The organism is Butyrivibrio sp. (assembly GCF_024699075.1).
Map to the genome: position 1 here is coordinate 1 of NZ_JAILQF010000306.1, position 13,132 is coordinate 13,132.

General features: G+C 38.0%; 10 protein-coding genes. All 10 read right to left on the bottom strand.

The window, feature by feature from the left end:
* The coding region (locus K6G87_RS12215; protein WP_296837628.1) for an NUDIX domain-containing protein at positions 1-186 on the bottom strand (186 nt) is incomplete at its 3' end.
* Between the two features lie 125 nt (positions 187-311).
* Complete coding sequence (locus tag K6G87_RS12220; RefSeq protein WP_296837631.1) at positions 312-1,334, bottom strand: zinc-ribbon domain-containing protein; 1,023 nt, start codon at positions 1,332-1,334, stop codon at positions 312-314.
* A gap of 267 nt (positions 1,335-1,601) precedes the next feature.
* A complete protein-coding gene (locus K6G87_RS12225) occupies positions 1,602-3,026 on the bottom strand; it encodes a glycoside-pentoside-hexuronide (GPH):cation symporter (protein ID WP_296837633.1) in 1,425 nt (474 codons plus the stop codon).
* Between the two features lie 3 nt (positions 3,027-3,029).
* The gene (locus K6G87_RS12230; protein WP_296837635.1) at positions 3,030-4,502 is read right to left on the bottom strand and encodes a DUF6937 domain-containing protein; all 1,473 of its coding nucleotides are present in this window, start codon (positions 4,500-4,502) and stop codon (positions 3,030-3,032) included.
* A gap of 120 nt (positions 4,503-4,622) precedes the next feature.
* Positions 4,623-7,142, bottom strand: a complete 2,520-nt coding sequence (locus K6G87_RS12235; RefSeq protein ID WP_296837638.1) for a glycoside hydrolase family 2 protein — start codon at positions 7,140-7,142, stop codon at positions 4,623-4,625.
* Positions 7,143-7,421: 279 nt separating this feature from the next.
* A complete protein-coding gene (locus K6G87_RS12240) occupies positions 7,422-7,757 on the bottom strand; it encodes a DUF6465 family protein (protein ID WP_296837641.1) in 336 nt (111 codons plus the stop codon).
* Positions 7,758-7,948: 191 nt separating this feature from the next.
* Positions 7,949-8,593, bottom strand: a complete 645-nt coding sequence (locus tag K6G87_RS12245; protein WP_296837644.1) for an orotate phosphoribosyltransferase — start codon at positions 8,591-8,593, stop codon at positions 7,949-7,951.
* 220 nt (positions 8,594-8,813) lie between these two features.
* Positions 8,814-10,166, bottom strand: coding sequence for a magnesium transporter (mgtE, locus tag K6G87_RS12250; RefSeq protein ID WP_296837648.1), 1,353 nt, complete (start codon positions 10,164-10,166; stop codon positions 8,814-8,816).
* Positions 10,167-10,367: 201 nt separating this feature from the next.
* On the bottom strand, positions 10,368-12,671 hold the full coding sequence (locus K6G87_RS12255; protein ID WP_296837651.1) for a putative bifunctional diguanylate cyclase/phosphodiesterase: 2,304 nt from the start codon (positions 12,669-12,671) through the stop codon (positions 10,368-10,370).
* A gap of 20 nt (positions 12,672-12,691) precedes the next feature.
* A complete protein-coding gene (locus K6G87_RS12260; RefSeq protein WP_296837654.1) occupies positions 12,692-12,967 on the bottom strand; it encodes a late competence development ComFB family protein in 276 nt (91 codons plus the stop codon).
* Positions 12,968-13,132: the final 165 nt, after the last annotated feature.

The following is a 13,132-nucleotide window of genomic DNA, read 5'->3' on the forward strand; positions in this document are numbered from 1 at the left end:
TCTTCTGATAGCTTCCTCGCACGTCTCCCCGAACTGTACGCGGCCTCCAAGCATGTTCCAGAAGTCATCTGCCTTTTTCCTGTGAAGCAGGACCTGCCCGTCCTTTTCAATGATGCAGGCCACCCTGAAGTTAAAAACAGCTGGATCCGATGCACTTGTTTTAAAACTGATATCAACTTTTTCCATTTCTGCCTCCTACTATTTTTTTGCTATATAAAGATGATTTTTCCCAATAAAAAAGCGTTACCGAAAATCCATCAAAAATTTTCGGTAACGCCAATTATATCTTGATCAGATGTACGATTCAATTATTACTTTTTGTATTCTTCTCCGTCAATTTTAAATTTGCTCTTCTTGGAATTACACTCACCTTTTGTTGTACTGTGATCATCATAAAAATCTGAATCTTCGAAGTCTTCTCCATAGAATATTACATAAACATTTTCCTTATCATCTACATAGCAATAATAAGTGAATGACTCTTTATCACCATCATCATCAAATGTTGCCTTACCATTCTTGAAAGTAAATGTAAGATCATCATCTTTTTTATTTGTATACTTACCGCTTGGACCTTTTTTATAATTTTCTGCGTAATACAGCTTATTTTCATCTTGATCTTCTATAGAATTCTCTTTCTTGTCATACTCATAAACAACATCATCATCATCATCAATATCCATTAGTTCAATAAGCATATCTGTAAGTGCATCAAGATCATCATCCTTATATGCCTCATATAATGCTTCCATAGTATCATCATAATCAGCAAGTTCTTTCAGATAATCCTCAAGTTCATCTTCATCGATACCCATCTCATCAGCAAGCACTTCCCAGAAGTTGTCAGAAAGTTCCATAGATTCTATATCTATGGTGATTTCATCCTTTTTAAGCTTATACTTAAATGAAACTTCAATTCCGCTTTCTTTCATGATCATGCGACCATTTTCAAAAGTAACAAAACTACTACCATCTGTATATGTGCCCTTAAGTCCTGATCCACCGGCAACTAACTTCACAATAACAACAAGAAGTACTATAGCAGCAACAAGGGCAACAATTATGCCTATAAGCTTGCCACTGATCTTTTTAGGCGCATTTGCTCCCGGTGCTGCCTGATTACCAGGCATTCCCTGATTATAAGCTGCACCCTGATTGCCAGGCATTCCCTGGTTAACCGGCATTCCCTGATTTACCGGTGCACCCTGCCCATTCTGAAACTGAGCATTCTGATTCATAGAAGGCGCCTGAGACTTTGGTACCAAAGATGCTCCGCAATTAGGGCATACTGAAATACCATCCTGAACCTGTGTTCCACAATTTCCACAAAACATTTCATTTCCTCCAAAATTTTATTAAATTAGTTATACCTCCAAACGCATATCGCAATTACAATATGCAAATAAATTATATCACGAATTTTAATTTCTCATATATATATGTTCAATTTTAGGTTATTTTATTTGATCATCCAGTGTCTTACGCACAGCTATAAAAAAGCAGCCTACTCTCCAATTTACTCGAGAGAGTACGCTGCTTTGCTTTTTTAACTGCCCTTGGTAATCAAATCACAAGGGGATGCGAAGTTTGAATTTTCCTTTTTACATGCTCTTTTTCTTGATGTTTATCTCTTCCATCTTTTCATCTGTAAGGATATAGTTTTGGCGGAACCACACATATGCTATTACAAGAAGCATAATAGGAATAAGTGTCATTACCATACGAAGTCCCATTCTTGATGATGCTGCAACACCTGCCGAGAAATCAACAGTCTGCTCTTCCTGAGTTATTGCAGTTCCTTCACTCAGATTAAGTATACCAAGTGAAAGAGATGCTATAAATGCAGCAATACCACTTGCAAGCTTAACAACAAAAGTCTGCATTGAGAATATAACACTTTCATCGCTTCTTCCAAGCTTTACAAGACCATAGTCAACGGTATTAGCAAGGAAGATCGTAATAAGAACGTTATTAACACCGCTTGCTGCCATTACAAGAACGCCCGGAATAAGATATACAGGAGCAATTCTCACACCTGCCATAGCAACTGCAAGGATGATCACATATCCTATTAAAGACATACCAATGCTGACATAGAAGATCTTGATGCTGGACATGAATTTTCTAAGGAATGGGAACAGAAGCATCATAGCAAGGATCTGTGATGCACCTCCTACCATATTGAACAAAGTATAGTCATTATACCAGGTCTCTCCGCCAAGATCATATTTAAAGAAATAGATAACAAGGTTAGAAGTAATATAAAGTGCAGAGTTTACAAGCACAATAGTAATTACTGCTGCCATCGCCTGATCATTCTTTAAAAGTGCTGAGAACATCTCCCCAATTGAAGCTGTTTTCATATCAACGGTAGATTTTTCTTTAATAGTAACGCAGGTGATCACTATAAGTACTACAAAGAGAACAGCTACGATACCGGAGAATACCATGAATCCGACTCTCTCTATTTCTTTAGCGTTATCACTTGTTGCAAAAGCTGAGCCAAGAGACTGAACAAGTTTCATTGTGAAAATAGTTGTAATAGCGGATCCAACACCTGCGCAGCTTCTTGCAAGTGTAGTAAGCCCTTCACGTTCCTTACCGCCTTCTGTAAAAGCAGGGATCATTGACCAGTAAGGAATATCCATCATTGTATAGGTAACACCCCATACTATGTAAAATACTGCTGCCCATGCAACAAGTCCTTTTGAATCAAGTGTCGGAGGACATGAGAACATGAGAAAAAGGATCACAGCATTTGTAAGTGTACCAATCATAAGCCATGGGCGAAATTTCCCCCATCTTGTCTTGGTCTTTGCAACAATAACTCCCATGATAGGATCATTAAAAGCGTCAAACACTCTTGCTACAAGAAGGATTACACCCATAGCAAATGCGTTAACCCCCATTACATCCTGAAAATAATAAAGTACATAGCTTGCAGAAAGCATATATACCATATCTTTGCCGACTGCCCCCAGTCCATAACCGGCTTTTTCAACCGTGCTTAGTTTTTTGTTATCCATAATTTATTCCTCTCCTTTAAGCCCCATGGCTATTTTAACAACGTTCATAGCACCATCATAAAGACCTGCTTTTTTATTGTTCATAATATTTACGCACATATCTTCAAGGAACTTATCATCCCACAAGAACATATTTAGCATTTGTATAGTATGTCCCATATCCCTGCATTCAAGTGTTCCGTCACCAACCTCAGCCGAGTGGATAGCTCCCCACATCTCATGCTTACCAACTCTTCTTATGAACAGTTTAGGAACCGGATAAAACGCAAGTTCTGAAGGCTTTGTAACAAGTACATCACAGCTTCTCATAAGAAGATTGGTAGCATATACTGCTTCAAAAATATTCTCATGGAAGAATCCGTGAATGCCTGTAATTTCAGTTTCAGGGTCAAGGGCTTTAGCAGCAAAATCTTCTGTATCTGCCCAGTTGTTCATATGCTCTTTGGATACTTCTCTCATGCCGGGAATCTCTGCTATCAGCTCATCCCACACATTTTTATAGTCACCAACGTTTACATAAATTGCAGCTTTGCCTTTTTTTACTACAGGAAGAAGATGCTTTATGATACCTGCAAATATCTCCTTCTGGGCACCAGCTCCTCCTATTGTAAGAAGGAATCTTATCGGCTTTCCATTTTTCTTTCTTTCAATTCTTGCATTACAGTCAGCTTCAATATTCTCTACAAGTTCATAATCAATATAATGGCCTGTATATGTAAGAGCTGATGAAGGCATTGGATTGCAGACCTTCTTGCCATTCATTCCGTTAAGGATCCTGTAACCCTGATATGAATTGTGAGTCTGAATAGTATGCACGCTTCCTTCAGAAAGATGAAGCGCCATAGGCCAGTTATCAGGAATAGCATTAACCACATATTTCATTCCCGCATGCACTGCTGCCTGAGCAGGCCATACATGAGTTCCTATAACAGGTATTTCTTTTGGTATATTCCTGTAAACAGGAGCCATAAGCTCTGCATTCTTCTGGTCTGAACAGTTGTAAGAAAGTCTTCTGAACAGCTCATAGTTTACAGGCTCCCATACAAGCTTATTGAATACAGGATTCTTGGAAAGCCTTGATCCAAGTGAATATAGCTCGTTCTGGCCTCCTATAAGCTTTGTACATGTTGTTGTAGGAAAAGAGTTAAGGTCAAGCCAGTAAGGCTTATATCCAAGGGCCTTAGCTGCTGATGCCATTGCCATTGATATACGGTAGTGACCAAATCCCATCCTTATGTTTCCTACAATAATTCCTTTTTCTGTGTCAAAAGAACTATCGCCGCTACCCTCAGCTACTCTTATATCTGATACTCCAAGAGACTTTCCTATATAAGGATTGTCTACTATCTTAACATCATAAGAAACATTTGAATCATCGCCATATTTCTTAATGTTTTTAAGCTTTGACTTTACGGCACTTTTGTAAGTCTTTTCCGGCATCTCGTTACCGAATATCACTTTTGCTCTGTCTGTCATACAAACTCCCTCTTTTTCTTTTTGCTTTTTTCTCTTCCTAGTCTCTTAAATTCCTTAAGTCTTATTAAACTATCATCATATTCTCAATGACTGGTTATGCCTAAAACCATATCTTCCGAATCAGCGATTGGAATTCACATTAAACTCCACTATTTTTTCACCAAATTCAGTATGGATCTTAAGGCTGGCTTTGCCGCTCTGACCTTTAGTCCTTATATAGCAGCCGCCCATTCCGCCCTGAAGTGATACAAGCGATGGGCCATATATTTCAACAGGTCCGGACACTGTAAATACTACAGGTTCATTAGCAAAAGAAGCTACGTTTCCATTTTGATCTACCGCCCTTATCCTTACACAAGCAACATCATAAGTTTCTGCCTCTTTAAGATTGGTATGATCCGTTCTTATCTCAAGGCTAAGATTGTCTGAAGGTGACTTGATCACAGTTTTTACAACCTTGCCATCCTTAACTGCTTCAAATTTAAAGACAGTGGATTTTCCGCCCCAGTCGCCTATATATTTATTGTATAGTCTTAAAGCATCATCAAAACCCATGTGCTTTATTGCCATAAGCTTTCCTGCCTTAAGCATTCCTTTTATTCCTATACCGCCCATACCAAATCTGGCTGTTCTGTTCATAAGGAGCTTTATATCATCGCACTGCTTCTTGCCATACTTCTCGTTCTTCTCTATTTGATCTCCTATATAATCGTCTACAAGAATAGGCCCATGAAGAAGATTCTTGTATGGTGATTCGGATTTCATATACTCATGGATGAATATATCATTTTTATAAAATCTTACACTATCAGCATTGGTGATCATCCAGACATCACCTCTTATGCATTCATTGTGCTCACCTATATCCATCGAGGATGAAATTTCTAGAACAGGATGCTCATCCCTCTGGCTCTCATATACAGCTGCAGCAAGCTTTGGATTTCTGAACATATCCATTACTCCGTGATAACAGATCCTGTCACCTGATCCGAAGTCCTTATGCGTATTGTAATCAAACATACACCAGCCAAAAGAACCTGCTATATCTTTATAAGATGCTACGCAGTCAATAACATTTGCATGTCTTATTGCATGCTCTGTACGCCTTTCTTCTGCATCAAAGGCCTTGCAGGGAAACATATGGCCGTTATATTCAGTTATAAGATATGCATGCTTTTCATCGCTTGTTATCTTCTTTCTTGGTGCACATCCAGGTCTTTTTCCATCATGGGAGAAGTCATTATAGGTATATACATCTTCAAGGAGACTACTATGATCCTTAGCTCTGACACCGCCTGTCTGCCTGCTGTCATCAAGCTTTCTTGAAAGCTCATTGGTCTTTGTATAGAATTCATCATCATCAACAGATTCATTGATCCTAACGCCCCAGAGCATGATGCTTGCATGGTTTCTAAACTGGGTTATCATCTCTTCAAGATTGACAAGAGCCTGATCCTTCCACTTATCATCTCCAATATGCTGCCAGCCAGGAAACTCCATAAATACCAGCATTCCAAGCTCATCACACCTGTTTATAAAATCATGTGACTGAGGATAATGAGACGTTCTTACAGCATTTAATGAAAGCTCATTTCTAAGGATATCTGCATCCATCACCTGCATTGACTTTGGCATGGCATATCCTGCATAAGGATAACTCTGATGCCTGTTAAGACCTCTTATCCTAAACTTTCTTCCGTTTAAATAAAAACCATCAGCCTTAAATAAGGTCTTTCTAAAGCCAAATCTGATCTCTTTAAGGTCAATTACTTCCGCGCCGTTTAATAATTCAGCCTTTAGAACATACATGGCAGGATACATGGTATCCCAAAGACTTACAGGAAGAGTACGAAGCTTTATATCTCTTTCTTTATCTTTTATTTCAGTAGTGCCAAGCACCGTTTCCTTATAATAAGAATCTGACTCAACGTTTCTTGATACAAGATCATAAGCACATCTTAACTTTTCAGGAATTTTTTCATCAGTAGCAAGAGCCGCATCAGTAAATCTTTTAAAACTGAGCCTTATACTAAGATTTTTGTCCTCCTGCATAAGAGTTACAGTTGCCTTTATCGCTGCTGCAATCTTATTATCAGCAGGACTTTTTTCGTTATACTTAAATCCTCCGGGAACAAGTCCTCTTACAAATATATCTTTAATATAGTTTTGAGGCCTTATCTCCAAAGATACAGGCCTGTAAATACCTGTATATGTCATATAGTCAACTACATGACCAAAAGGAGGAACATTATCGCTTTCAGTACCTGATACTCTAAGTGAAAGAATATTGTCGCTGTCATAGTTTATATAGTCAGTAATATCCGCTTCGAATGCTGTATATCCGCTTCCATGACTGCACACTTCTATATTATTGATATATACCTTAGTGACATGAGCTACAGCCTCAAAATGAACTATAACCCTCGAACCCTTCCATGAAGGATCTGCCTTAAATACCTTGCGGTATCCGCAGACCTTCTGATATACAGATTCATCAAAATAATGAAAATCTGTAACCTTTAAAGTATGTGGAATACGAACAAGTTCCAGATTCTTATCATCAAAAGAATCAGTGCATATTTCGTCGCTATAGCAATCAGTAAATCTCCAATTGTCATTAAAAGGAATATGTAATCTCAAGTAACACCTCTTTCGCCTTTCAGGCTCCCTCTTATTAAAGTCTTCTATTATAAATGTTTATGCTTTCATATAAGAAATCAATATAACTCATAAGACTCAAAAGGAAACGGAACGATAGTATTTCGTTTCTTACCCTTATTGTACTAATGCTATGGCAAATAAACAAGAAACGAAAATGACAAAATTCGTTTCCTTTAATTGTGCACTTTTCTAGCACAAAAAAATACCGAAGATAATCTCCGGTATTTTTAGTATTTATAGTATTTAATCATTTCAATATTACAGTTCGAAAGAACCAGCTTCTTTGCCATTAGCAACATAATAAACTCTGTTTTCTTCCGGCTTAACATAAAGATCTAATGACTTAAGATCAGCTGCTGACATGCCAAGTTCTTTGGTCAAGTAATTCTTGGCATTTTTAACTATCTCATCATAAGAGATATCCTTGTCGCCATACTGAAGTTCAATCTTAGTCTTTACTGTAGCTGCTGTCTTCTTTACAGCAGATGTAGTTTTCTTTGCAGTAGTTTTCTTTGCGGTAGTTTTCTTTGCGGTAGTTTTCTTAGTAGCTGCTTCCTTAGTAGACTTCGTTGCAGCTTTCTTTACCTGTGCCATAACTTTTCCTCCTCATAGGCAGCCCATCTAAAGTTAACCAGGCTTTATTGTTGTTATAAACTGCTTACAAAGAAAAATGTACGCTTTTTTGTTAATCTTGTCAAGCCGCATCATTACTTATATTTTAAGTAAGGGTCAAACCATGCATTCAGTAAATGTGCGGTTTTAAAGATAAGTCTATAAAAGCAGCTCTAATGCTTAACTTCAGAATATCCAAAACCATTACAGATAGCTGTGATCTTGGTTCCGTCCTGACACATCTTGCAGTTATCATGGCTATATGAAATATAGTCAGGTATATCAGATTTATTAAAAAGGGCATTGATCTCATATCCTGCTACTGATGTTCCAGCTGAGAATATTGTCGATACACCGCTAACATGTCCGCCATAATAATTGATTCCTTCAATTGCTCTTGTAACAGTCTTACCTGTTGTCATAGATGCAAGAAGAAGCAGAACATGCTTTTCATTGACCATCATAAGCATATTATCACGGAATATAAGCTGGCCTGCCTGATCATACTCTGGTGTTACAACATAGATAGTCTTATGACGGTTCATAGACAAGATTCCGGCTTTGGAGAGTTCATCTGCAAGATAAGCACCAATTACCTCAGTTCCATCCATACAGATGATGGTATCAATTACTGTAGTCGCCATATAGCTCTGGCTCATAGCCATAGCAATGGCACGGGCTTCTGACTGCCTGGTCTTCATGGTAGTCATGTCCATATAATAATTGATATGAGAATTTGGGGTTACGAAATGACCTGGAATAACCTTGAGTGCAATATCCGGATACTTCTTGGAATAAATCTTAGTATATTCTAACATTAGTCTCTCCGTTCCGGGAGCTCACCTGCCCCCTTTTGCCTGATTACTATTACCACAGCTATAAAAAGAAGCAACATTAGCTTACACATTACTCACATCAATATTTTATCATAATTTCGTTTATTTGAAAAAATATATTTGATAATAAAAAACTTTCCAAGCCATATCTGCTAAATGATATCGACTTAGAAAGTTATAACTGATAACAAATAATTCTTAGTTATGAAAAATCAAGAACATGTGTAGCTATTGCAAAATATGCAAGAAGTGATATTGCATCAACTATAGTAGTGATCATGGGGCTGGCCATTACAGCCGGGTCAAGTCCTATTCTTTCAGAAATCATAGGAAGAAGACATCCAACGCACTTAGCGATAACTACTACTATAACGAGAGTCGCACATACTATGAGTGCAATTTCTACATTTAATCTGTCGATCACAAGAAGCTTCACAAAATTAGTAACAGAAAGGGTAAGACCGCACATTGCAGCAACTCTGACCTCTTTCCATAAAGTTTTGAAAAGGTCTTTAAATTCAATCTCATCAAGTGAAAGACCACGAATAACAGATACGCTGGCCTGAGAGCCGGCATTACCGCCTGTATCCATGAGCATGGGTATATATGCAGTAAGGACTACATATCTCGCAAGGGCATTTTCAAAGCTTGTTATGATAGCACCTGTAAATGTAGCACTTATCATGAGAAGCAGAAGCCATGGCATCCTCTTTTTATAAGTATCAAAGATGCCTGTCTTAAGATAAGGCTTATCTGTTGGCACGATAGCTGCCATCTTTTCAATATCCTCTGTGGCCTCCTGCTCCAGGATATCTACTACGTCATCGACAGTTATAATGCCGACCATGCGGTTTTCATTATCAACTACAGGCATTGCTGTAAAGTCGTATTTCTGGATCTTACGAGCTGCCTCTTCCTGGTCATCCATTGTTCCTATCGAAATGACATTATCATTCATAATGTCACCGATGATAGAATCTTCACTCAATATAAGAAGATATCTAAGGTCAACGGTTCCAACCAGAACACGTCTTGCATCCAGAACATAACAGATATTAACAGTCTCTGAATCAAGACCTATTCTGCGGATTCTCTCTATTGCCTGTCCAATTGTCATATCCTTTTTAAGATCGACATACTCCACTGTCATGATAGATCCTGCTGAATCTTCAGGATACTGGAGCAGCTGATTAATATCCTTACGCGTTTCAGGATTAGCATGCGCAAGAATTCTCTTAACAACGTTAGCAGGCATCTCTTCAAGGAAGTCTGCAGCGTCATCAGCGTACAGGTTGTTTACAATGTTTGAGGTTTCTCTATCTGACAGGAAGCTTATAATATACTGCTGATCGTCAGATTCAAGATTAGCAAATACTTCGGCAGCCATATCCTTGGGCAGAAGTCTGAAGAGCTTCAGGGAATCTTCATCCTTCATCTCACCCATAACAAGAGCTACATCGACTTCCTGCATGTCAGCGATGAGCTCACGGAGTTTGGTGTACTGCCTGGTTTCTAGGAGGTCACGAACGATCTCCTGATAGTTTCTTTCTTCCATGGCTATTCTCCTTTGGTTTTAATGCTGTGCATAATCGGGGCGCAGGGTTGTCGTTACTAGATTTATGATTTTCCTTCATTAAAACCACCTCCTTCACCATGAAAATAGCCGAAATTGTGTTTCGGCCTACAAATCATAACACAATTTCGGCCAAATGTATTCATATTTTTTTGGATTTTCAAAAAAAATTTACAAAATTATTCAGCAGTTAACATCCTTATATTTTTCCTCGAATTCATCAACAGGTATTGGCTTTGAATAGTAGTATCCCTGGAAAACATCGCATCCCAGTTCCAAAAGGAAATTAACCTGGCTTTCATATTCAACACCTTCTGTGATAACCTGCATATTCAGCTCATGGGCAAGGCTGATAACGGATTCAAGGATCTTTTTGCTCCTTTGCTCATTTTCTGTCTCATGTAAAAATTCCATGTCTATTTTAAGAACATCAGCTGGCATATCTTTTAACAGACTAAGAGATGAATATCCGCTTCCAAAATCATCTATCTCAAAGTCAAAGCCGAACTTGTGAAGTCTTCCTATAAGAGTAAGCTGTCTTGTGGGTTCTATCATAAGGGCTGTCTCTGTTATCTCAAGCTTCAGCTTAGAGGGAGATATATCGTACTTGTTAACAAGGCTTGTAAATTCCTTGAATATATCTACATAATAGAAATCCTTAGGCGATATGTTTACAGATATATTGAGGTTTTCAAACTGTGTTCCCTTCCACGTTGCAAGCTGTCTTGCCGCAAGATCCCATACATGAAGATCCAGTTTATATAGACATCCTGTCTTTTCAAGTATATCTATAAATGCACCGGGGGCCAGTACTCCTCGTTTGGGATCATCCCATCTGACAAGAGCTTCTGCGCCAAGCACTTCTCCTGTTGCCTTGATCTGAGGCTGCAAAAAGATCACAAACTGGTCGTTCTCTATAGCATTATCAAGCTGATTAGCAACCTGCCTGTCATGGAGAATATCTGACATCATCTTGTCATCATAATATACGACCATATTGCCGGGTTCTTCACGTATAGTACTTATAGCCATATTAGCTCTGTCACACATCAAAGACACTTCCATCTCGGGATTGGTTATATTATAGATTCCGCAATGGATAGTCATACTGTAATAGGAGCTGGCAATAAGCTTGGATACTTCATTGATCTGCTTATAAAGACTTGCCTCATTAAATCTTTCTTTAGTTGTAAGTACAGCAAACTGGTCTGCAACTATTCTGGCAGTGATATCTTTATGATTGCTTCCTGTATTGATCATAGCAGCGATCTTTTGAATGATATCATTACCTTTATCAAACCCGAACAGATCATTTATTATCTTAAAGTCTCTTACATTGGTGCAGATTATGATATAGTCATTTCTTGGTTCATTTTTCAGAATCTCTTTGACAGTCTCATAAAAGCCTTCCTTGTTATAAAGGCCTGTAAGCTCATCATGCGTCAATTTGTAATGCTCCAGGATAAGGGCATTCTGCTCTATAGTATGATCAGTCAGATTATAAAAGCCGCCGATAGGATTACCTCTCCTATCCCTTAGTACGCCACCATCTATCTGAATATATTTTTTATCATAATCTCTTCCCGGGATTTCTTCTATCCATCTGTCGAATGCTTTATTGTAGGCATCTCTTTTTTCAAGAAATTCTTCTATCCTGTGTTTGAGACTTTCCATATCATTGGGTGCTATGTTAAGAAGTTCAAAAGTAACTTCGTTAACAAGAGCCAGATTGCCGTCATTATCATATGCAACAAGTCCGCTGCTCTGCCTCTTCAATGACTCTTCCATTGTGCCTATCTTGATTCTCTCAGGAACATAATAGCTCATTATATAATAACTTATAAGAACCATCACAGAATTAAGGAACATAACGATAGGAACCGACAGATCAAGATAGAAATTAGCAAGGCCAACAGCTTCCATTATTGCGAAGATAATGAAAATAGACATATATCTGATCTTGTATATACCCTTTGAAATAATCGCTCTCTTTATAGATGGGATCAAAAAACCAAGGGTGATCACAAGGCATATAAAGAAGTGGTAATACGCCCCCTTGTTATTACTAACTACAACTCCAATATCAAGGAAATTGCGATAGAAGTCCTTTCTTACTGTTATTGTAAATACCCATTCGGTCCATACATTAGCTATAAGAAGTACTACATCAAAAGCCATGAGCACCCTGATCAGAAGATCCATTGCCCTTGTCTCATTTCCTGTATATATATAACTGGTAAAGAGTTTATAGAACATAAAAAACTCAAACATGACCATTGCATAGTAGACAGATTCGCAGATCATGATCACAAGCTCATTCGATATGCACACTATGACCATGTTCATTGCTCCTGATATCATAAGAGCCAGGAAAGCAAATATCGTATAAATGCTATAGAGCTTATTAAGTCTTTGAATAAGCGCTACAAACATCAAATCAACCAGAAATATCATAAATAGGCAAACTAATGCAACAATATTAATCATATGATTCACCCTGATAAAAATTATTGTACTTTTGGATGTCTTGGATTTTGAGATATGATACCGATCGCTTTAACAATTTCCTGAACTACCTGAGCATCATATTGCTTGTTTTGCGCCTCCATGTTAAGAAAGATTGCTCCTTTTTCTGAAGAAGTATATTTAGGAGGAAGATGATTAAGAGCAAGATTAGCAATATCCTGCTTACAGGCATCACAGGTACATACATTGGGAAACATTGTAAGCACTGTATCAAGTCTGTCTAAAACTATTTTTTCCATATAGTTTGTGAGCTGCATGTTTTTAACCTCATGTCCTTTTTTAGGACTAATGGCCCATATTGCTCCATTTAAATAACCATTATTTGTGCAAAAAAAATTCACACATTCTCTGTAAGTTTATCGTCATATTTCAATGTTTAGTTAAGTCCCTTATAAAAAAGCAGGAGGTATCTGCCGATATAC

Coding starts and splice junctions, on each gene's coding strand:
- K6G87_RS12220 (WP_296837631.1), bottom strand. CDS start 1,334: ATGTTTTGTGGAAATTGTGGAACACAGGTTCAGGATGGTATTTCAGTA.
- K6G87_RS12225 (WP_296837633.1), bottom strand. CDS start 3,026: ATGGATAACAAAAAACTAAGCACGGTTGAAAAAGCCGGTTATGGACTG.
- K6G87_RS12230 (WP_296837635.1), bottom strand. CDS start 4,502: ATGACAGACAGAGCAAAAGTGATATTCGGTAACGAGATGCCGGAAAAG.
- K6G87_RS12240 (WP_296837641.1), bottom strand. CDS start 7,757: ATGGCACAGGTAAAGAAAGCTGCAACGAAGTCTACTAAGGAAGCAGCT.
- K6G87_RS12245 (WP_296837644.1), bottom strand. CDS start 8,593: ATGTTAGAATATACTAAGATTTATTCCAAGAAGTATCCGGATATTGCA.
- mgtE (WP_296837648.1), bottom strand. CDS start 10,166: ATGGAAGAAAGAAACTATCAGGAGATCGTTCGTGACCTCCTAGAAACC.
- K6G87_RS12255 (WP_296837651.1), bottom strand. CDS start 12,671: ATGATTAATATTGTTGCATTAGTTTGCCTATTTATGATATTTCTGGTT.
- K6G87_RS12260 (WP_296837654.1), bottom strand. CDS start 12,967: ATGCAGCTCACAAACTATATGGAAAAAATAGTTTTAGACAGACTTGAT.